The organism is Polaromonas sp. P1_E3 (assembly GCF_056405935.1).
In genome coordinates this window covers 1-19,020 of sequence record NZ_JBFUBD010000004.1, presented here as the reverse complement: position 1 = coordinate 19,020, position 19,020 = coordinate 1, and the positions used below count along the sequence as shown (strand labels likewise).

The 19,020-nt window shown below is 63.4% G+C and carries 20 protein-coding genes; 7 read left to right on the top strand and 13 right to left on the bottom strand.

Annotated elements, in window-relative coordinates; all coding sequences use genetic code 11:
* Positions 1–69: 69 nt before the first annotated feature.
* From AC1D0Z_RS01685 to AC1D0Z_RS01670, 4 genes are all read right to left on the bottom strand, one after another.
* Entirely contained in the window at positions 70–999 is a 930-nt protein-coding gene (locus AC1D0Z_RS01685; RefSeq protein WP_477656518.1) for a branched-chain amino acid ABC transporter permease, read from the bottom strand.
* A gap of 164 nt (positions 1,000–1,163) precedes the next feature.
* Positions 1,164–1,946, bottom strand: coding sequence for an ABC transporter ATP-binding protein (locus AC1D0Z_RS01680; RefSeq protein ID WP_477656517.1), 783 nt, complete (start codon positions 1,944–1,946; stop codon positions 1,164–1,166).
* A gap of 214 nt (positions 1,947–2,160) precedes the next feature.
* Positions 2,161–4,107 (bottom strand): AMP-dependent synthetase/ligase, encoded by a 1,947-nt coding sequence (locus AC1D0Z_RS01675; protein WP_477656516.1) that lies wholly within the window; start codon positions 4,105–4,107, stop codon positions 2,161–2,163.
* A 147-nt stretch (positions 4,108–4,254) separates the two neighbouring features.
* Positions 4,255–5,445 carry an ABC transporter substrate-binding protein gene (locus AC1D0Z_RS01670; RefSeq protein ID WP_477656515.1) on the bottom strand — a complete coding sequence of 397 codons (1,191 nt, stop codon included), beginning with the start codon at positions 5,443–5,445 and terminating at the stop codon, positions 4,255–4,257.
* Between the two features lie 145 nt (positions 5,446–5,590).
* On the opposite strand from AC1D0Z_RS01670, the gene AC1D0Z_RS01665 reads away from it, so the two are divergent.
* The gene (locus AC1D0Z_RS01665; RefSeq protein WP_477656514.1) at positions 5,591–6,307 is read left to right on the top strand and encodes a Crp/Fnr family transcriptional regulator; all 717 of its coding nucleotides are present in this window, start codon (positions 5,591–5,593) and stop codon (positions 6,305–6,307) included.
* Positions 6,308–6,517: 210 nt separating this feature from the next.
* Here the strand turns inward: AC1D0Z_RS01665 and AC1D0Z_RS01660 are convergent, their stop codons facing one another.
* The 3 genes from AC1D0Z_RS01660 to AC1D0Z_RS01650 all read right to left on the bottom strand — a co-directional run bounded on the left by AC1D0Z_RS01660 (position 6,518) and on the right by AC1D0Z_RS01650 (position 8,487).
* Positions 6,518–6,874 carry a hypothetical protein gene (locus AC1D0Z_RS01660; RefSeq protein WP_477656513.1) on the bottom strand — a complete coding sequence of 119 codons (357 nt, stop codon included), beginning with the start codon at positions 6,872–6,874 and terminating at the stop codon, positions 6,518–6,520.
* Between the two features lie 115 nt (positions 6,875–6,989).
* On the bottom strand, positions 6,990–7,538 hold the full coding sequence (locus tag AC1D0Z_RS01655; protein WP_477656512.1) for an HD domain-containing protein: 549 nt from the start codon (positions 7,536–7,538) through the stop codon (positions 6,990–6,992).
* Positions 7,539–7,542: 4 nt separating this feature from the next.
* Positions 7,543–8,487 carry a LysR family transcriptional regulator gene (locus tag AC1D0Z_RS01650; protein ID WP_477656511.1) on the bottom strand — a complete coding sequence of 315 codons (945 nt, stop codon included), beginning with the start codon at positions 8,485–8,487 and terminating at the stop codon, positions 7,543–7,545.
* A gap of 91 nt (positions 8,488–8,578) precedes the next feature.
* Between AC1D0Z_RS01650 and AC1D0Z_RS01645 the strand changes: the two genes are divergently transcribed.
* From AC1D0Z_RS01645 to AC1D0Z_RS01635, 3 genes are all read left to right on the top strand, one after another.
* Positions 8,579–9,361: a sulfite exporter TauE/SafE family protein gene (locus AC1D0Z_RS01645; protein ID WP_477656510.1), complete on the top strand. Its 783-nt coding sequence runs from the start codon at positions 8,579–8,581 to the stop codon at positions 9,359–9,361.
* Positions 9,362–9,589: 228 nt separating this feature from the next.
* Complete coding sequence (locus AC1D0Z_RS01640; RefSeq protein WP_477656573.1) at positions 9,590–10,456, top strand: pseudouridine synthase; 867 nt, start codon at positions 9,590–9,592, stop codon at positions 10,454–10,456.
* A 101-nt stretch (positions 10,457–10,557) separates the two neighbouring features.
* Entirely contained in the window at positions 10,558–10,935 is a 378-nt protein-coding gene (locus tag AC1D0Z_RS01635) for a response regulator (protein WP_477656509.1), read from the top strand.
* On the opposite strand, the gene AC1D0Z_RS01630 is transcribed toward AC1D0Z_RS01635, so the two are convergent.
* Entirely contained in the window at positions 10,932–11,378 is a 447-nt protein-coding gene (locus AC1D0Z_RS01630) for a nuclear transport factor 2 family protein (protein WP_477656508.1), read from the bottom strand. The two genes, AC1D0Z_RS01635 and AC1D0Z_RS01630, sit on opposite strands and share 4 nt — an antisense overlap.
* Positions 11,379–11,468: 90 nt before the next feature.
* On the opposite strand from AC1D0Z_RS01630, the gene AC1D0Z_RS01625 reads away from it, so the two are divergent.
* Positions 11,469–12,332, top strand: coding sequence for a LysR family transcriptional regulator (locus AC1D0Z_RS01625; RefSeq protein WP_477656507.1), 864 nt, complete (start codon positions 11,469–11,471; stop codon positions 12,330–12,332).
* 194 nt (positions 12,333–12,526) lie between these two features.
* The gene (locus tag AC1D0Z_RS01620; protein ID WP_477656506.1) at positions 12,527–13,861 is read left to right on the top strand and encodes an esterase/lipase family protein; all 1,335 of its coding nucleotides are present in this window, start codon (positions 12,527–12,529) and stop codon (positions 13,859–13,861) included.
* A gap of 33 nt (positions 13,862–13,894) precedes the next feature.
* Here the strand turns inward: AC1D0Z_RS01620 and AC1D0Z_RS01615 are convergent, their stop codons facing one another.
* Entirely contained in the window at positions 13,895–14,248 is a 354-nt protein-coding gene (locus tag AC1D0Z_RS01615) for a hypothetical protein (protein ID WP_477656505.1), read from the bottom strand.
* Positions 14,249–14,255: 7 nt separating this feature from the next.
* Between AC1D0Z_RS01615 and AC1D0Z_RS01610 the strand changes: the two genes are divergently transcribed.
* Positions 14,256–14,555, top strand: a complete 300-nt coding sequence (locus AC1D0Z_RS01610) for a hypothetical protein (RefSeq protein ID WP_477656504.1) — start codon at positions 14,256–14,258, stop codon at positions 14,553–14,555.
* 140 nt (positions 14,556–14,695) lie between these two features.
* Here AC1D0Z_RS01610 and AC1D0Z_RS01605 read toward each other — a convergent pair whose 3' ends face one another.
* The 4 genes from AC1D0Z_RS01605 to AC1D0Z_RS01590 are packed head-to-tail and all read right to left on the bottom strand — an operon-like array spanning position 14,696 to position 18,763.
* Positions 14,696–16,789 carry an SdrD B-like domain-containing protein gene (locus tag AC1D0Z_RS01605; protein ID WP_477656503.1) on the bottom strand — a complete coding sequence of 698 codons (2,094 nt, stop codon included), beginning with the start codon at positions 16,787–16,789 and terminating at the stop codon, positions 14,696–14,698.
* Positions 16,786–17,613 (bottom strand): COG1470 family protein, encoded by an 828-nt coding sequence (locus AC1D0Z_RS01600; protein ID WP_477656502.1) that lies wholly within the window; start codon positions 17,611–17,613, stop codon positions 16,786–16,788. Before AC1D0Z_RS01600 ends, AC1D0Z_RS01605 begins: the two co-directional genes overlap by 4 nt.
* Positions 17,610–18,104 carry a hypothetical protein gene (locus AC1D0Z_RS01595; protein WP_477656501.1) on the bottom strand — a complete coding sequence of 165 codons (495 nt, stop codon included), beginning with the start codon at positions 18,102–18,104 and terminating at the stop codon, positions 17,610–17,612. The genes AC1D0Z_RS01600 and AC1D0Z_RS01595 overlap by 4 nt, the downstream gene beginning before the upstream one ends.
* The gene (locus tag AC1D0Z_RS01590; protein WP_477656500.1) at positions 18,101–18,763 is read right to left on the bottom strand and encodes a hypothetical protein; all 663 of its coding nucleotides are present in this window, start codon (positions 18,761–18,763) and stop codon (positions 18,101–18,103) included. Before AC1D0Z_RS01590 ends, AC1D0Z_RS01595 begins: the two co-directional genes overlap by 4 nt.
* Between the last annotated feature and the right edge of the window lie 257 nt (positions 18,764–19,020).

The following is a 19,020-nucleotide window of genomic DNA, read 5'->3' as shown; positions in this document are numbered from 1 at the left end:
CCCAAGCAAGGCCAACCCCCTCGGGGGGCAGCGCAGTACACGAAGTGACAAGCGTGGGGGCCGTCATCTTTAGACACGGTCAATAATTTTCTCGCCGAACAAGCCTTGTGGCCGAACGAGCAGAACGCACAAAGCCAGCACATACGCGAACCAGATCTCAATGCCGCCGCCCACGTGAGGTCCGATAAACACTTCCGCGAGCTTTTCACCAACGCCCAGAATCAGGCCGCCGACAATCGCGCCAGGCACCRATGTGAGGCCGCCCAAAATCACCAGCGGCAGCGCCTTGAGCGCCAGTACCGAGAGCGAAAACTGCACACCCAGCTTGCTGCCCCAGATGACGCCGGACACCAGGGCCACGAAGCCCGCCACGCTCCAGACAATGACCCAGATGCGGTTCAGTGGAATGCCGATGGATTGCGCGGCCTGGTGGTCGTCCGCCACCGCGCGCAGGGCACGGCCTGTGCTGGTGTACTGGAAGAAGGCGGCCAGCGCTGCCACCAGGGCGGTGGCGATCAATGCGGCGACCAGGTCTTCCTGGTTCACCAGCAGGCCGCCCTGGAAGACGCCTTCCAGCAGGAACATCGGATCCTTGGGCATGCCTACGTCGATCTTGTAGATGCTGGAGCCAAAGATGGTCTGGCCGAAGCCGTCCAGGAAATAGGAAATACCGAGCGTCGCCATCAGCAGCGCCACGCCTTCCTGGTTCACGAGCTTGCTGAGCACCAGCTTTTCAATCAACCAGGCCACCACCACCATGATGGCCAGCGCGGCCGCAAAGGCCAGTGCGTTGTTGATGAACTTGTTGTCCAGGCCCGTCCATTGCGGTATCCACTCGGAAAATCGCGCCATGGCCAGTGCGGCAAATAGCACCATGGCGCCCTGCGCGAAATTGAAAACGCCCGAGGCTTTGTAGATCAGCACAAAGCCCAGCGCGACCAGCGAATACAGCATGCCCGACATCAGGCCGCCGATGATGGTTTCAAGAAATGAACCCATGCTAGTAGCTCCCCCCTGTTGCCGACTCGCTTCGCGTAGCGGCCTCTCCCCCTCCGGGGGACGCCGCTTGCGGCCTGGCAAAGCCAGTTCCGCGGCGGCCGCTGGCTTGGGATGCCGTGGGTTGCGGAGGGCGTTGTAATTTCATCTTGGTGTTCTCGTCCATATCAGTGGCTGGTGCCCAGGTAGGCGCGGATCACGTCTTCGTTGTTGCGTACTTCGTCGGGGGTGCCGTCGCCGATTTTTTTGCCGTAGTCGAGCACCACGACGCGGTCTGAGATGTCCATTACCACGCCCATGTCGTGCTCGATCAGCACGACCGTCGTGCCGAACTCGTCGTTCACGTCCAGCACAAAGCGGCACATGTCCTGCTTCTCTTCGACGTTCATACCGGCCATGGGTTCGTCGAGCAGCAATACTTGCGGCTCCATGGCCAGGGCTCGGCCCAGGTCGACGCGTTTTTGCAGCCCGTAGGGCAGCTGGCCCACGGGGGTCTTGCGGTAGGCCTGGATTTCCAGGAAGTCGATGATTTTTTCGACCGCCTCGCGGTGCATGATTTCTTCTTTTTCCGCCGGGCCAATGCGCAGCGCCTGCAGCAGCAGGTTGCTTTTGATCTTGAGGTTGCGGCCCGACATGATGTTGTCGAGCACGCTCATGCCCTTGAACAGCGCCAGGTTCTGGAAGGTGCGCGCCACGCCCATGACCGCCACCTGGTGGCTGTTCATGTGCTTGAAGGTCTGGCCGCGAAAAGTGATGGAGCCCTGCTGCGGCGCATAGACGCCGTTGATGCAGTTGAGCATGGAGCTCTTGCCCGCGCCATTGGGGCCGATGATGGCGCGGATCTCATGCTCCTTCACATTGAAGGAGATATCCGACAGGGCCTTGACGCCGCCAAAACTCAGGCTGATGTTGTTGACGTCCAATATGACGTCCCCGATCTTTTTACTCATGGGATGTAGACCCCYACGCTTGTCACTGCGTGTACTGCGCGAGGCCTTGCAGGCCGCGGCTCGCGAGACGCTTCGCCTCTGTCGCCCGTCCAAGCCTGCGCAGGCAGGCTTGGAGCCGCGGGCTCCAGCCCCTCGGGGGCCGCCCGCCTGCGGCCCGGCAAAGCCGGCTCCGTGGCTCGAGCTGGTATTCGAGGCGCTTGTTGTGGCTGGTTGTTCATGCTGCCGCCTTTACTGGCGCAAAAGTCTGGGTGTCGCTGATCTTCAGCGTCGCACTGACGCTGCCGGATCGGCCATCTTCAAACTTCACGACGGTTTCAATGAACTGTTCGGTCTTGTCGCCATAGAGTGCGTCGATCAGCGGCTGGTATTTCTCGGCGATGAAACCGCGCCGCACCTTGTTCGTCCGTGTGAGCTCACCGTCGTCGGCGTCCAGCTCCTTGTGCAACACCAGGAAGCGGCTGACCTGTGAGCCGGCCAGCAGCGCATCCACGCTGAGGTCGGCGTTGACTTTTTCGACACATTCCTTGATGAGCTGGTAGACCTCGGGCTTTTGCGCCAGGTCGGTGTAGCCGGCGTAGGGCAGGTTGCGGCGTTCGGCCCAGTTGCCCACGGCGTCGAAGTCGATGTTGATCATCACGCAGACTTTCTCGCGGCCGTCGCCATAGGCCACGACTTCCTTGATATGCGGGAAGAACTTGAGCTTGTTCTCCACATACTTGGGCGCGAACATGGCGCCGTCGTTGGCGCCGCCCTTGATGCGGCCCACGTCTTTCACGCGGTCGATGATCTTGAGGTGGCCGCTGGCATCGATAAAGCCCGCGTCGCTGGTGTGATACCAGCCGTCGGCGCTCAGCACCTCGGCCGTCGCCGTGGGATTTTTGTAATATTCCTTGAGCAGGCCGGCGGACTTCACCAGGATTTCCCCGTTGTCGGCCACCTTGATTTGCACGCCGCTGATCGGCACCCCTACCGTATCGGCGCGTGCTTCGTTGTCCGGCTGCAGGCACACAAACACGGCGGTCTCGGTCGAGCCATAGAGCTGTTTCAGGTTGATGCCGATAGAGCGGTAGAAGGTAAAGAGGTCCGGCCCAATCGCTTCACCCGCGGTGTAGGCCACGCGAACGCGCGAAAAACCCAGCGTATTGCGCAGCGGGCCATAGACCATCACGCTGCCCAGCGCATACAGCACGCGGTCGAACCCGCCCACCGGTTTCCCGTCCATCAACGAGGGGCCGGCACGTTTGGCCACGCCCATGAAATAGTTAAACATGCCGCGCTTGATGCGGCCCGCGTCTTCCATGCGGATCATCACGGTCGTCAGCAGGCTTTCGAAAATCCGCGGTGGCGCAAAGTAGTAGGTCGGGCCGACTTCTTTCAGGTCGATCATCACGGTGCTCGCGCTTTCGGGGCAATTCACCACATAGCCGCAGGCCAGCCATTGCGCATAGCTGAAGATGTTCTGGCCGACCCACGCGGGTGGCAAGTAGGCCAGCACTTCCTCGCCGGAGGTGAGCTTGTCGAAGTCGGCACCGGCCTTGGCGCGGTCCAGCAGGGTGTTGTGGGTGTGGACCACGCCCTTGGGGTTGCCCGTGGTGCCCGAGGTGAAAAACATCGCGGCCACATCATCCGGCCGGGATTTTTCGACTTCGCCCTTGAAGAAGCCGGGTTGTTTCGCGGCAAAGGCTTCACCCTTTTCCAGCAAGGCGTCCAGCGATTGCAGTCCGGCCTCGGCATAGTTGCGCAGGCCGCGCGGGTCGTCATAAATGATCTGGTCCAGTTGCGGGCACTGGCTGCGTATCTCCAGCAGCTTGTCGACCTGCTCCTGGTCTTCCACCAGCGCAAAACGTACGTCGGCATTGTTGATGGGAAAGACACACTCGGCGCCCACGGCGTCCTGGTAGAGCGGAATGGGTATGGCGCCCAGCGCCTGCGCGGCCAGCATGGTGGCGTACAGGCGCGGCCGGTTGGCGCCGATGATGACCATGTGCTCGCCACGCTGCAGCCCGGCTTCATGCAGGCCGCAGGCGATGCGCTCCACCAGCTGCGCCATGCCGGCCCAGCTGTGCGCCTGCCAGATGCCGTACTCTTTTTCGCGCATGGCGGCGGCGCCGGGGCGTTCGGCCGCATGTTTGAGCAGCAATCGTGGGAACGTGGTCTGCATTCGCTTTCTTGTCTCCGTTCTTGTGCGGCTTCTCGTTGAAAGCCGCTGGTATGCAATGAATAGTAGGACCGGCTTTGACGTTACGGTGTCACTGCGACGACAATTTCCGGGTAAGTCCTACTGGGGTGTGCCCGGGGTCGGCGCGGTTTATCGGATAAAGCGCCCGTCACGCGAAACCATGGTCAATTCCACAAATCGCGAAGCGTTGCGGGCCGAGTCGCTGAAGCTCACTTCGAAGCCGCCCAGGTCGTAGCGCTTGAGGTTCCAGGTGCTGTCGATGAACGCCGCGCGGGTCGGGGTTTTACCCACGCGGCGCAGCGCCTCGGCAAACACACGGGCGTTGATGTAGCCCTCCAGCGCCAGGTGTGAAGGCTCCAGCGCCACGCCCGCGGCCTTCCAGGCCTGCTGGAATTCACGCACCATGGGCACCACGGTGTTGCCGGGCAGCGGCACCACTTGCGACACCGCGATGCCGGTGGCGTCGTCGCCCATGGCCTTGAGCGTGGCGGCCGCGCCCATGATGGACAACGCATACAGCGGCAAGCCCTTGCGCTGCACGCGCATCGCTTTGACGAAGTCAATGGTCGGCTTGCCGGCCAGGCCCACCAGCACCGCCTCCGGGTCAGAGCCCGCAATTTTTGTCGCCGCGGCGCCGGCATCCGAAGAATTGTTTTCCACCGTGACAATCGCGGTCGCTTCCAGCTTGTGTTTGGCCATGGAGCGCTGCGTGGCATCGAACACCTCCTTGCCGAAGGAATTGTTCTGGTAGGCGATCGCGATGCGCCGGATGCCGATGGTTGCCAGATGTTGCACCAGCTGCTCGGCTTCGTCGGCATAGCTCGCGCGGATGTTGAACACGTTGCGCGCATTGGCCGGGCGGGCCGACAGCGCGCCCGAAAAGGGCGCGAAGAAAGGCATGCCCGATTCGATCACCTGCGGCAGCATCGCTTCAATCATGGGCGTGCCCATGCAGTTAAAGAGCGCGAAATTGCTTTTGTCGTCGATAAAGCCTTTCACATTTCCCAGCGCGCGCTTGACGTCGTAGCCGTCGTCGGCCACCGTGAGCTCAATCAGCCGGCCGTTCACGCCGCCTTTGGCGTTGATGCTGGCAAAGCAGGCCTTGGCGCCCTGGTGCATGGCCTGGCCCAGCTCGCCCAGCGGTCCGCTCAATGCGATGGATTGCGCGATGCGCACCGGGCCGGCGTCTTGCGCATGCGCCGGACCGTAGAGCGTGGCGGGTACGGCGGCGAGTGCCCCCAGCAGCCGGCGGCGTGTCAGCCCTTCGTAGCTGTCTGCGGCGTGTGGATGTGGCAAAAAAGGTGTGCGGTTGTCGGTCATGGTGGGTGTCTCCTGGCTGTTGTTGTTGCTGTCTCAGCGGGGCCGATGCTATGCTTTGAATTGGCAGCGAAATGTCCATCTGACGACAATCCAAGGGTTGCGCCCGCCCCGGACTTTCCCTGACTCTCCACCAGAAAGTTGAGCCATGTCGACTGAACCACCTCTTCACCAGCGCCGCAGGAACCCCACGCCCGACGAGTTGCGCGGTATTCCCTGGCTGCCCTTGCTGCAGCCTGAGGAGCGGGCCCGCGCCCTGGCAGGGCTGCAGGTGGGTGATGCCGCACCCGGTGACTTTGTGTGCCGTGTCGGCAAGCCGGTGACCTACTGGTTCGGTGTGGTGGAAGGCCTGCTCAAGATGAGCAGCGACAACGAGCAAGGCATGACCATGACCTTCACCGGCGTGCCGCCCGGCGGCTGGTTCGGCGAAGGCACGGCGCTCAAGCGTGAGCCTTACCGCTACAACATCCAGGCGCTGCGCAAAAGTGTGGTCGCAGGCCTGCCCGTTGAAACCTTCCACTGGCTGCTGGACCACTCCATCGGGTTCAACCGCTTTGTGATGAACCAGCTCAACGAGCGGCTTGGTCAATTTATCGCCGCGCGTGAAATCGACCGCATGAACAACCCCGACATTCGCGTGGCGCGCAGCCTGGCTTCGCTGTTCAACCCGGTGCTGTACCCAGGCGTCGGCGAGATCCTGCGCATCACGCAGCAGGAAATGGCTTACCTGGTGGGCTTGTCACGTCAGCGTGTGAATGAGGCGCTCAACACGCTACAGGCCCAGGGCTTTATCCGCATCGAATACGGCGGCCTGCGCGTGCTGGACCTGGGCGCGTTGCGGTCCAGTGTTTTTTCCAGTAAATAGTGGCTGGAGTTCAACAGGGACGGGCGCAAGCAGCTATTGAATTCATAGCAAAGAGTTGGGCGGGCCAGACTCTCCCGGGAGCGGTTTTGGTCGCCCGGTGCGTGGCTTCACCGTTTTTTGGGGACGAAAAATGCCTGCAGACCAATCAGGACGAGCGCAAGCAGCTATCAAATCAGGAGCAACCTGGCATGGCCAGCGTAACGGCCGCCCTCAAGAAAGAAACGAAATGAAGATGGCAACCGCGGTGAGCAGCCAATTGGCGCGGTTTGCAGCCTGGGCGTTTTCCTTGAGGATCGGCCAAAGCGCTTCGCGCTGCCACGCCCAGAGGTTGTAGGCCGCCGCCAGCAGTCCACCTGACAACCCGGCCAGCCACGAGTTGGTCAAAAACCCGGCAAGCACGGCAATCATCAACAGGACGGAAGTCAGGATAAATGTGCCGCCGGAGGCACTGGCCAGGACATGCGAGAGCCCTCCGCACAAGGTGCAGGTGGCGGGGTTGCCGCGGCTGGAGAAACGTTTTTCCCAGAGCTTGATTCCGGCCTGGCGGCAATGTGGGCAGGTGTTCATGGTGCTGAAGGGCTGGTTGCTGAAGCCGTGCCGGCAATCGCCTTGCGCAGGTTTGCGCGCGCACACGCTTCCAGTGTTTCGCGGAAATGCGCCGTGCTGTAGATCACAGGCCGGTTCAGGAAACCCTGCAGGATTTCGCCCCGTTTTGCCGGAACAGGGCTGGAGGCACAAAAGCGTATTCGTCCCGGATCTGCTGCTCGTACTCGGCAAACCTCTCCCCGCCGGCGCCCAGGATGGACAGGTCGACGTCAACCAGCAACTGTTCGTCGGGCGAGACCGGCAGCGCCGTATGGCGGGTGGCCATGACGAGGTCGTGAACGCGCTGCGCGGCGGCTGCGGTGGTGCCGTGCGCCAGCAGGACCTCGCACGCCCAGCCGGCGCTTTTTTCTTCGTTGTCGTGGCGCTGCGTGTCGTAAATAGCATCGTGGAACCACAGCGCCATCTCGACCTCTGCGGGCTGTTCGGCCAGGTCCCGAACCGCCTCAAAATGCGCGAGGCATTCCGTCAGGTGCTGCAGCGTGTGGTACTTGCGGTGCGGTTCCGAATAGCGCGCCACCAGTTCATCAAACACCGCAGGCCCGACCGGCCGTGTGGCAAGGGCGCCCGCGCAGCGCCACCATGATCGGGCCAGCAGGTCTGCGGGTTCAGGGGTTTGCATGGGCATGACTTTATCGTCCGGAGCGTTGGCGTGCGGGATGACGCCCCGGCGGCGCGGCAGGCGCGCACAGGGAATCGACCAGCTTTGATGCCGGAAGCGACAGCTGGTCAAAGCGGCGCGCGCAGATCAGCAACTGCCGGTCGGCCCAGGTGTCGGTCAGCTTGAGGGTGCGCAGCTTGCCCGCGCCCCGATGGCGTTCGGCAGCGATGGCCGGCACCACGGCCACGCCGACCCCGGCCTCCACCATGCGGCAGACCGCCTCAAAGCTGCGAAGCCGTATGCGGGTACGCATGCGCAGCCCCAGGCGTTCGGCCTGCAGGTTCAGGTGCTGTTGCAGCGCGCTGTCTTCCCCCAGGCCGACGAAGTCGTGGGTCAGGACTTGGGAGAACGCGACTTGGCGCTGACGGCCGAATTCGCTGTTGCCAGCTGGAATCACCAGCACCAGCCGGTCGCGCCGGAAGGGTTTGGATTCAAGGCTGGAGATGTCAGCGGAGTCGGCCACGATGCCGAGGTCGGCCACCTGGCCCAGCAACTGCGACACGATCAAGTGGCTGGGACGCTCCTCCAGGTCGACGTCGATGGCCGGGTGGGTGTTGAGGAATTCCGCGAGTGCTTGCGGCAGATAGTCGGTGATGGCGGCGGTGTTCGACAGCAAACGCACCTTGCCTGCCAGCCCGCCGGCATAGTCGCCGATCTCGCCGTGCATGCGATCAAGTTGCCGCAGCATCAGCCGGCTGTGGTGGGCCACGGCCTCGCCGGCTTTTGTCAATGACACGCCGGAGCGTGAACGCTCCAGCAGGCTGACGCCGAGCACGTCTTCCATGCCCCGAATGCGCGCGCTTGCCGATGCCAGCGCCAGGTGCGAAAGCCTGCTTCCGGCCGTGATGCTGCCGGAATCGGCCACGTGAAGAAAAAGGCGCAGATCAACGAGGTCAAACCGTTTGAAGCCCGGCATGGTGGTTTCCTTGGGCCTTCGGAAATTCCGTAGGCAGCCAGAAGATCTTACTGCTTGAGCCGGCGGCAGGGTGTACGCAGAATCGCCTCTCATGAGCCCGCATGGCATCTCACTATCCGGAGACGGAATTTTTCTGGCCGGCGCAATAGCCTGTGTATTTTTCCTGGCCGGGCTGGTCAAGGGCGTGGTCGGCCTCGGCCTGCCGACGCTGTCCATGGGCCTGCTGGCCGGGCTGATGCCGCCAGCACAGGCGGCCGTGATCCTGATCCTTCCTTCGCTTTTGACGAATGCCTGGCAAATGCTTGACGGCCCCGCCCTTGCGGCGCTGCTGCGCCGGCTGTGGCCGCTGCAGCTGGGTGTTGTGGCGGGAACGTTGTGGGCACCTGCCAGCCTCGTCACACTCGACGCCCGCATGGCATCGGCCGGTCTGGGGGCGGCGCTGGCTGTTTATGCGGGGCTGGGACTGCGCGCGCTGACGTGGTCCATACCTGCGCGCAGGGAATGCCCAGCATCGCTCCTGGCTGGCGTGCTTACCGGTGCGGTCACTTCCGCGACCGGGGTGTTTGTGTTTCCCGCTGTGCCGTATCTGCAGGCGCTGTCGCTGAGGAAAAACGAACTGGTCCAGGCGCTGGGCCTGTCGTTCACGGTTTCCACGCTCGCGCTGTTTGCGCGCCTGGTCATGGAGGGCTCGTTTGCGCTGGACAGATTACCGGACGGCTGGAGCCTGGCGGCGCCGTTGCCCGCTGCGATGCTGGGAATGGTGGCCGGCACCAAGCTGCGCGGGCGGCTGGACGAACGGGCTTTCAGGCGCACCTTCTTCGTCAGCCTGCTGATGATTGCCATTTATATGCTGTATCGCGGCGCCGGCCGCTGAGGGCGGCAAAGCAGAAGGCGCCTTGAGAGATTCATGCCAACCCATGCCGATGTCTCGGAGGCGCTGGAAAGGATCCATGTGCAGACTGCGCAACTGGTGCTGTTAATGGCGCCCGGTGGCATGCGCGGTGCGTCAGCCGGATTGCTGCCGCTGGCCTGCACGTTGAAGGATGACATCGACGCGCTGCGGGCTTTGCACCTGCGGGTGGTGATGCAAAATACATGGCAAATGACAGAACCTTTCAAACCGCGCCCAGGCCCGGCGCCCGCCGGCGCTGCGGTACGCATCCGCAAAGACCCGGTGCCCGCGGCTGCACCCGGCGCACCGGCCCCCACCGTGCGGTTGAACAAGCGAATGGCCGAACTGGGTTTATGCTCGCGCCGCGAAGCGGATGACTGGATCGCCCGCGGCTGGGTGCGTGTGAATGGGGCGCCTGCCGTCATGGGGCAACCGGTGGCGGCGGATGCACGCATCGAGATTGACCGCCAGGCCGAGCAGCAGCAGCGCCAGCAGGTCACCATCCTCATCAACAAGCCGGTCGGTTATGTCAGCGGCCAGGCCGAGGACGGGCATGAGCCGGCCGTAGTGCTGGTGCAGCCGCAAAACCGCTGGCGCGAATGCAACAGCCGCATGCGATGGGGCCATGAGCAGTTGCGTGGCCTGGCACCGGCCGGGCGGCTGGACATCGACTCCATCGGCCTGCTGGTGCTGACGCAGGACGGCCGTGTGGCGCGCCAGCTCATCGGTGAAGACTCCGAGATTGAAAAAGAGTATCTGGTGCGTGTCAGCTACAGAACCGAAAAAGGGGACGAAACCGCCAACGTGCAGGCCTTGTTCCCGCGCGAAAAGCTGGCCTTGCTGAACCACGGCCTGAGCCTGGACGGCCAGGCGCTCAAGCCCGCGCAGGTGTCGTGGCAAAACCCCGAGCAGTTGCGCTTTGTGCTCAAGGAGGGCAAAAAACGCCAGATCCGCCGCATGTGCGAGCAGGTCGGCCTGTTTGTCACCGGCCTGAAGCGTGTGCGCATCGGAAATGTCAACCTCGGCCACCTGCCGGTCGGCCAGTGGCGCTACCTGGCGCCGCACGAGCACTTCTAGGCTCTCCGACCGGCCCGGCACGTCTTCGTGCCTGCCCTGTCCTACCCGGATGTGGGCCAACGGATGGCAGCATCCTTCAGCCTGCCGCCTAAAGTGGGTATATGGCACTTATTACTTACCTGGTTGAAGACAACGAGATCGTTCTTGAGAATCTGATAGAGGCGCTCAAGGAGATTGCTGCGGTCCAGGTGACAGGCCACGGCGCCACACAGGCAGAGGCCACACGCTGGCTGAAGCTTCACAACGGCGAGTGGCACCTGGCCATCGTGGACCTTTTCCTGAAGGAAGGCAGCGGCCTGGGCGTGCTTGCAGGCTGCCGCAACCGCGAGCCCTACCAGAAGGTGGTTGTCCTGAGCAACTATGCGACGGATGAAATCCGCCGGCGCGCCGCCGAACTGGGGGCCKATGCCGTGTTTGACAAGTCGAGCGAGCTTGAGGGCCTGTTTGACTACTGCCAGGCGCAAACGGTTTTGCACTAGGGCTGCGTCTGCGCGCTCGGCGCTGGCAGGCCCTGGACGGGATCAGGCGCGTATTTGTCCCCCACCTCCTGGCGCAGGGGATGGGTGTCGTACACGATGTGCATGCTGTTGATGCGGTCGCTGTTATGCCGAAACCCGAAGACGTCCACGCAGGTGAAGCTGACCAGCCTCCCATCGTTCAGTGTCCAGTCGTAACGGAAGTAGGCCGCCACGCGCACCGTGTCGGCCTCAGCCTGCACGGAAGAAAACAAGTCAATCAGCGTGATCACGCTCTGGCTGGATGCCTGCGCCAGCTTCCTGAAGAAGTCCGGCGCTTTCATGGCCCCGAGAAACGGTGAGTGCACTACGCCGTCTTCCTCGAACGTGGAGATCAGGGCTGCCGTATCGCCGGCGTGAAGATGCCGGAGGTAGGTGCGGACGGTGTCTAGCTGCGGTTGGTTCATTTCGCGGGTTCCTTGTGGTCAGGATCTGAATCATTTCAGAGCAGCGGCTCAGGAACAAGCCGCATCGCGCGCAATTCATAATGGTTGTTTATGAATCTGCGTTATCTACAGTACCTCCGGCGGGTCGTTGAGGGCGGCAGCTTCGCCGCTGCAGCGCAGGCTGAAGGTGTGTCGCAGCCGGCCATCAGCCATGGCATGAAGCAGCTTCAACGGCAGTTCGCCGTGCCGTTGTTTGTCCGGGTGGGCCGGCATCTGGTGCCAACGGAGGAGGCTCTGCAGGCGGCGGTGCAAAGTGCGGAGCTTGCAGAGCGGGTGGGGGCGCTGGCGGCGCCGGCGGCCATGGCGGCCGACCGCCACACGCTGCGCGTCGGGGCGACGCCCTCCGCTGCGCTGGTCTGCGGGCCGAGCCTGCACCTGGCATGGTGCGAGGGCCACAGCCGGCGGCGCCTTGAGCTGTCGAGTGCCGACGAAGGCCACATGCTGGCCCGCTTGCAGGGCGGCGAACTGGACCTTGTCGTTTCGCCGCTGCCGCGCAGCTACCCCGCCACGGGCCTGGTCTGTCAGCCGCTCTACCCGATCATCCCGCTGGTCTACGCCCGCCGCAYGCATCCCCTGGTCAGGGCGCAGTCGCTGGAGGATCTCCAGGAAGCCGCATGGGCCATCGTGGGCCCGCATGTGAGCGGACCTGTGGATGTGCTGCAGGAAGCCTTCGCCGTACGCCGCATGCGGCCACCGCGAGTGGCTGTGTCCTGCGCCGACTATGCCAGCCTCCTTCACCTGATGGCGTGCAGTGACTTGCTGGGCGTCCTGCCGCTGCGGCTGCGCGAGGCGCTCCCGCGCTACGAGATGCATTTGTTCACGCGGGCGAGGCCCCGCCGGCCTTTGGCGCCCGTCATCGCCGCACTGCTGCAGCGGGGTGCTGACCTTGCGTCGATGGCGCCGGGGACCGCATGAACGGCCGCCAGACCGAGGGGAGGGGCTGAGACCTCTGCCGCCCTGCGGGATGCCGCCTGCCATTTGTTGCTACAGAATTGATAGCTGCTTGCGCTCGTCCTGATTGGCTCAAAGCCATTTTTTGCGATAAAAAGGTTGCCAAGCCCTGTCACTGCCCGCTGGTGCCTGCGCGCGTGTAGCGCCACAATCGCGCCATGAGCACACCAGACCGGCCTCACGCCACGGCAGCAATCCCTACGCCAGGATCTTTCAGGCTGCCGACCTGGCTGCATGTTTCCGACATCCAGGGCCTGGCGCAGCTGGCCACCCAAGCCACCCTGGGCGTGACAGGCCTGGCCGAAACCGTGCAGGGCAATGTGTACAAGGCTGTTGCCGCACCGTTTGGCCTGCTGGGTTCAAGGTTCGTCGATAACACGCCGGGAGGCAGCGGCGTCAAGCCGTCCGGCGTCACGGGATGGGTCTACGGCAGCATCAAGGGCATTACGCGGCTGGCAGGTGGGGCGGCCAATGCGGTGTTGTCGCACGCGGTACCGCTGGCGGGTGCACAGGCTTCGTCGCCCCAGCGCGAAGCGATGCTTTCGGCGCTGAACGGCGTACTGGGTGACCTGCTGTTGGACACCGCCAATCCGTTGGCTATCCGCATGAGCCTGCGCCATGAGGGCCAGCCGCTGCTGCTGGACCCAGAAGCGCTGGCCGCGCGGCTGCCGCACGCGACGGGGAAAATCCTGGTGATGGTTCACGGGCTGTGCATGAATGACCTCCAGTGGTGCGGCAACAGCGCGCTGCCGCAGGGCCATGGCGGGCAACTGGCGCGCGACCTGGGTTACACCCCCGTCTACCTGCACTACAACACGGGCCTGCATACCTCCACCAATGGCGAGCAGCTGGCCGGCCTGTTGCAGCAGCTGGTCAAGGCATGGCCGCAACCGGTGGGTGAGGTGACGCTGCTGGTGCACAGCATGGGCGGCCTGGTGGCGCGCAGTGCCTGCCATTACGCAGGCCAGGCGGGTCTCAGCTGGCTGCGGCAACTCAGGGCCATGGTGTTCCTGGGCACGCCCCATCACGGCGCGCCGCTGGAGCGGCTGGGCAGCTGGGTCGACGGCGTTCTGGGCAGCAATATTGTGACGCGGCCCTTCGCCAGGATCGGCCAGGTGCGCAGTGCCGGTATCACTGACTTGCGCCACGGCAACGTGCTGGAGGCCGACTGGCGGCAGGCGGGGCGTTTTGAGCGCAGTCCTGATGCGAGAGTAGTCCTCCCGCTGCCAGCGGGCATCGATAGCTACGCGGTAGCCGCGACCACGTTGTCGGCGGGCCGCGGGCCGCTGGTGCCGGTCAGGGAGGCGCTGGCGCGCAAGATGGTGGGGGATGGGCTGGTGTCGCTGGAAAGCGCCTTGGGCCTGCATGAGGAGCCGGCTCGCACGCTCGCTTTCGCCCCGGCAAACCAATGGGTCGTGCAAGGCATGAACCATATGGAACTGCTGAGCCGGCCTGAAGTGACGCGCCAGCTGGTGCAATGGCTGGGCCGCTAGTTTTACCGGCGGCCCGGTTTTCCGTTCATCGGATCAGGGGGTGACCAGGCTCACGCTGACGGGCCAGCTGAGGTTGGGTGCATGGGCGTCTGCACCGGCCTTGCGGTCCTTCAGGCTGAAGGCGTGTTGCAGGGCCAGCTCAAAACGGCCCGGACGCAATGCGCAGACCCGGTAGCCGCCATCCGCTGCCTCGACGCGTGTGCCGGCGCTGCCGCTGACGTTCATTTGCCAGCCGGCAACCTGTTCCTGGTTGAGCTGCAAATCCATGCAGAAGCCTTTGCCCAGGGTCGACACCAGCACCATACGCTGCGTGGCGGAAATAAGGGAGCCTGTTGTGTCGGCAGAAAGCAGGGCTGCCGGATGGCTGTTTTCCAGGATACGGAGCACTGCTGGGATGATGATGGCGAAATCCAGTTTCGTGCTGGCCTGGGGTTTGTCAACACTCAGCATCTCGCCTGCACGTGAACTCTGCGATAAGCAGAACAGGCCAACCAGCAATGCCGACAGCGCCATGAGGCGGCTGAAAGACGTTGGAAAGGTGCGGCAGGAGGACATTGGGGCTGAACCGATAAATGATGAAGTAGCCCTCATAGTAACTAAATTGATAAAAGTGATGCAAGATATTAATGACGGTGAATGTGTGACTTATTTACCGGTTTATGCGGTTTTTCAGCAAATTTCACATTGGTTTTGATTGTTTTATCAAATTTCAACCCGAACGGGGCATCGGTTATCAAATTTGAGTTTTGGGGAGGGCGCCGCGCCAGACTCCAGATGCGCCTGAGCCTCGACGCCAGACACACCCGCTTACGCAGGGCTCTGTGAAGGGTGTGCTCAGCGTTCGCGCTGTACGGCGAAGTCGAGCGAGTGGGTCTGGCGTACCAGAATGACCGTCTTCGCAGGATCGCGAAGAACCGGGCTCCAGGGCAGGGGTACGTTGTCCGGAGAAACTTCAATCAAATGCTCTCCGGCCGCTACGTAGGGAAACTCATAACGGCCCTGGCTGTCAGTTCGCGTCACGTAACGCCTGTCCAGAATGACGGTGACGCCAGGCACGCCGCCTTCGGAGGCTTCCCTGCGGCCATTGCTGTCTGCGTCAAAAAACACTGCGCCGGTGAGCCCGCCGGAGCCTGTTCCAGGCAGGCCACCCAACGGTGCTGTGGAGGTGCCGGCGCGGTCTTCGTAGCGCAGCAGCAACTGGATGCTGCGGTTGGTCTGGGTGGTTGCAATGGCCTGCTGCGTTGCTGCCGTCAAGGCCGAGACCACCAGCGCCGGAAGCGGCTCCTGCCCCCGTGACTCGGTATACCGGAGGGAAAGCGACCAGCCGCCATAAGGTTGCCAGGTCACGCCGACGTTGGCATTGACCGACTCGCCGCCATCGCTGCGGCGTGCGCCGCGCACCGACCCATCAAGGGACCATTGCGACCACGGCGACAGGGTGCCAAGAATCCCCCAGATCAGCCCGGTGGTGGGGCTGACATTACCGCTCATCCGCTCCCATGCCAGCGAGGTGCCGAAAGTGGCCGGCAAGATGACCGGCCAGCTTTGGTCTACCCCTAGCCGGGTGGTCCGCACGCCTGATGCGTTGGCCAGATCGGCGCGCCATTGTGTCTGTCCCCAGTCGCCGGTACGGCTCCAGGACAGCTGCGCCGATTGGCCGGGGCTGGTGATGGTGCGAAAGCTGAGGGCCGCGCCCACCGAATTGCGCGAATCGAGCAGGTAGCGGCCATTGACATTGATAAAAGCACTGCGTCCCGACGCGCTGCTGCCTGGGCCGGCACTGCTCACGCTGTCGCTCAGCTCGGCCGCAAAACCGGCCTGCCACTGGCGGGTCGAGGTGTCCGCCTGCCAGTAGATGCCTTGCAGGTCGCTGGCGAGGACTGTGGTGCCCCAGCGCAAGTTGGGCTCAAAGCGGAAAACGCCCGCTGTGTTGCGCCAGCGCTCGGTCCGCCATGCAGCATCCAGCCAGAGGCCGGTCGCTGTACCACCCTGCGTGCTGTCACTGCGCACCACGTTGGCCTGCATCCGCAGGCCGCCAATGCGCTCGCTGGGTGAGCCATAGCCGGTAGCCACGCCCGGGCCCCACGGCGCCGCGCCTTCCCACGACGCCGCAGCAAAATAAGCGCGGGTGTTCAGGGAGTTGCCGAAGCCTCCGCTGTCCGAAATATTTTTACCGTCAATCAACTGGAACGCAGCGTCAGTGCGGCTTCCTGCCCCCAATGCATCACCGGTGGGCAGGCGAAATTGCGCACCGGCAGACCCGATGCTGCCGCCGGAGGTCTGGAAGCCGGCTGCATCCAGTCCGCTAAAGAGGCCGGTGCGTCCTGCTGCGGCGTTCAGGTCGACGGCGTCGTTCAGGTACCACTGCCCTCCAACCCCCCGGATGGGCGTGGCCGGCACTGACACCCGCCCCGTGCCGCGGGCAAGGCGGGTGCTGACGGTATTGATGTCACCCGCGTTGTGGTTGGCAAACCAGCCGCCGTCCAGCGGCAGGGCGCGTTGGTCAATGCGCCAGGTGCTGCCGCTGTTTTGGGCTTGGTTGCCCGGCGCATTTGATTGCTGCTGGACCAGATTGGCGTTGACCGAGAGCGCGCCGTGGTTCGGGGTGTCCAGGAAGCCGCCTATGCCCAACGCGCGGGAGGTGCTGTCGCCGGCGCCGCTTTGTTTGAACAGCGAATAGTCAACACGCCAGCTTCGCGGCCACCCGGCTTCGTTGTACTCGCTGGCCTTCAGCTGAAGGGCACCATCAGGGTCCGGCAAACCCTCCATGACGCGGTCCACATAGGGCTGGCCTTCTGCGGGCGGGGCCGTTGCCTGGGCCAGGGCTGCAGCGGTTGCAAAGCCGGCGCCAAACCCCGCAAGGCCGATGCGCCACCACTTCGATGGGAAGGAAGAAGGAATGATTGACGTGTGCGCCCGTCGCGTCATGGGGCGAAGCGCTGCTCGATACTTTGTGTCTGGCCTTTGCCCCATTCGAGCTTGCCGCGCACGGTGACGGGATAGCGGATTTGCGCTGCGGTGTCCTGGTCCCCCGGCCGTGTGGCGCTCAGCGGAATTGTGCGTGTCTCGCCGGGCAATATGGGGGTGTTGGCCGGCGAAAATTCCAGGGAGGTGTTGGACGCATCAGTGCCGTTCAGGAAGCCGGTGACACGGCCGTGGGCCGTGCCGCTGTTGCGGATCTGCAGAACCGGTGTGGGCTTGCCGTTCACGGTCTGCACGCCCGAGCCGGCGACGCTCAGCTCCGGTGTGGCGCCGCCGATGGTGACGTACACCACCACGCCGAGACGGGCGGAAAATGGAATGGGCGGGCCCGACTCCATGCGCGTGACTTGCTCCTGGCCTTCCAGCATGATGGCAAAGCGGCACTCGCCTGGTTTGGCGTCAGGCGGCACGTTAACCTCAAAGCGAAACCGGTAGGGTCGGCCACCCGCAACGGTGAGTTCGCGCCGCTCGATGGCTACCCACGGTCGGCAGCTGCCGGCCCCAAGTTCATCGTTAAAAGTGACGGAGTTGTCCATGCCAAGCCGCCAGTCCGCCGTCCTGATACTGAACGTTGAGGGCGCAGACGACGCGTTGGTAATTTCCATGATCTGGCGGGTGCGCTCGCCTGGTTTGACTTCAAGTTCAAAGCGGGGAGGAGACACTGCCAGTGCAAATTCGCTTGCCACCGCACCAGGTGCAATGACGGCAAAAACCAGACCAAGAAAGCCAGCCGCGTACCGCGGCAGGTCAGGTAACCGGAGACGGGTCATGGGGTGTCTACCTCGAAATAAAACTGCAGAGCCTGGGAGGATGTCAGCGCGCGCCCGTCTGTTCTGAGAATCAGCTCAACGGTTTCTTCCAGGGAAGCTGCGCTGACGATTCCGTCGAAAATCAGGGTACGGCCGCCGGATCGCAATGAACCTGGCAGCAAGCGCCCCTGGGTTCTCCAGGTGACAAAGATGGGCTCGCCCGCGACCGGGGCGAGCCCCATGTAGAGCCTGACCGGCTGGTTCAGCCAGCGCGAGAGGTTCAGTCGAAGCGCAACCCGCAGGCTGGCTTCCACCGAATTGTCGGCCCCGCGGCCGGGAACCAGTTGCCGCCAGCGCATGGGAACGACGCTCTGGGTCGCGACGGTGCCGGTGTCATCCACGCGGGTCGTGGTGGCGGCTGCGTGTTGCGCCGTCAGCACGTTGGCAAGCAGCAGGAGGGCGGCAAATCCGATGAGGTGTGACAGGCTGACCGGTCTTTTCATCATCATCATGGGGAGGTCAGGGTGTAGCTGACGCGGCCGGTAAAGGTGCCCGAACCCACCAGTTGGGCATTGGCGTAGTTGAACTGCAGGCAGCTTTCAAACCAGGTGTTGCGTGTAACGCTGAGCAGCGTTTGTGATGCACCGCCTACAAACGTTCCGCTGGGGATGGTGGCCGTCGCGTCTTGTGCGCCACCCGAAACCCAGGAAATGGTATTGAACGGAATCGTGTTGCCAGTGGCGTTGACCAGCGAGGCCGGCGCCGTGGCGGTGAGTGTGGCGTTGGCGCCCGTGCCGGGCGTGCGGTAAAAGCCGCCGACGTAAACCTGGGAGGGCACCGTGCAATATGCAAAGCCGTCCCAGGGGCTTGCCGTGACGGTGCTGTCGGTCGTCATGGCGCTGGTGCCAGCTCCAATGTTGGCTGCCGGGATGGTGACCGAAACGCGGTTGATGGTGGGGTTGTTGCCGGGCGTGCCCCCGGAATTGAAGTTGCCGCCGGTCATGGTTCCGGCGCCCACCTGCAAAAACAATGACTTGGTGCCTGCTGTGATGGTGACGACAAAGGCCTGGGCGCCCGCGCAGGCCAGAGCGCCGGCCCCCAATGTGGCGATGCGCAGCACCTGCAGCACACTGCTGCGAGTGGGCACGAAGAACAGGGATTGGGTGCGCATAAGTATCACTTTACGCTAACTAAGAAATATCAACAAAAATAAAAATGGCCCCGACAGGCGGGGCCATTTGTAGAACTCGCGTAATCAGAGCTGGGTGGCGGTATAGGTGATGCGGCCGTTTTTGGCGACGGTGCCGCCATAGGTGCCGGCTGCGGGAACCGTTGTATTGAGATAGGTGTAGGTCCATTTGCCTTCGACACGGACCACCTTGTTGGTGGCGGTCAAGGTGGTGGCCGTGCCCGCATTGGGGCCTGTCC

Excerpts from the sequence above, each read along its gene's own strand:
- AC1D0Z_RS01670 (WP_477656515.1), bottom strand. The coding sequence starts at position 5,445 with ATGACCGACAACCGCACACCTTTTTTGCCACATCCACACGCCGCAGAC.
- AC1D0Z_RS01680 (WP_477656517.1), bottom strand. The coding sequence starts at position 1,946 with ATGAGTAAAAAGATCGGGGACGTCATATTGGACGTCAACAACATCAGC.
- AC1D0Z_RS01620 (WP_477656506.1), top strand. The coding sequence starts at position 12,527 with ATGAGCACACCAGACCGGCCTCACGCCACGGCAGCAATCCCTACGCCA.
- AC1D0Z_RS01665 (WP_477656514.1), top strand. The coding sequence starts at position 5,591 with ATGTCGACTGAACCACCTCTTCACCAGCGCCGCAGGAACCCCACGCCC.
- AC1D0Z_RS01595 (WP_477656501.1), bottom strand. The coding sequence starts at position 18,104 with ATGATGATGATGAAAAGACCGGTCAGCCTGTCACACCTCATCGGATTT.
- AC1D0Z_RS01650 (WP_477656511.1), bottom strand. The coding sequence starts at position 8,487 with ATGCCGGGCTTCAAACGGTTTGACCTCGTTGATCTGCGCCTTTTTCTT.
- AC1D0Z_RS01675 (WP_477656516.1), bottom strand. The coding sequence starts at position 4,107 with ATGCAGACCACGTTCCCACGATTGCTGCTCAAACATGCGGCCGAACGC.
- AC1D0Z_RS01590 (WP_477656500.1), bottom strand. The coding sequence starts at position 18,763 with ATGCGCACCCAATCCCTGTTCTTCGTGCCCACTCGCAGCAGTGTGCTG.
- AC1D0Z_RS01605 (WP_477656503.1), bottom strand. The coding sequence starts at position 16,789 with ATGACGCGACGGGCGCACACGTCAATCATTCCTTCTTCCTTCCCATCG.
- AC1D0Z_RS01640 (WP_477656573.1), top strand. The coding sequence starts at position 9,590 with ATGACAGAACCTTTCAAACCGCGCCCAGGCCCGGCGCCCGCCGGCGCT.
- AC1D0Z_RS01600 (WP_477656502.1), bottom strand. The coding sequence starts at position 17,613 with ATGACCCGTCTCCGGTTACCTGACCTGCCGCGGTACGCGGCTGGCTTT.
- AC1D0Z_RS01630 (WP_477656508.1), bottom strand. The coding sequence starts at position 11,378 with ATGAACCAACCGCAGCTAGACACCGTCCGCACCTACCTCCGGCATCTT.
- AC1D0Z_RS01645 (WP_477656510.1), top strand. The coding sequence starts at position 8,579 with ATGAGCCCGCATGGCATCTCACTATCCGGAGACGGAATTTTTCTGGCC.
- AC1D0Z_RS01655 (WP_477656512.1), bottom strand. The coding sequence starts at position 7,538 with ATGCCCATGCAAACCCCTGAACCCGCAGACCTGCTGGCCCGATCATGG.
- AC1D0Z_RS01610 (WP_477656504.1), top strand. The coding sequence starts at position 14,256 with ATGATGATGGCGAAATCCAGTTTCGTGCTGGCCTGGGGTTTGTCAACA.
- AC1D0Z_RS01660 (WP_477656513.1), bottom strand. The coding sequence starts at position 6,874 with ATGAACACCTGCCCACATTGCCGCCAGGCCGGAATCAAGCTCTGGGAA.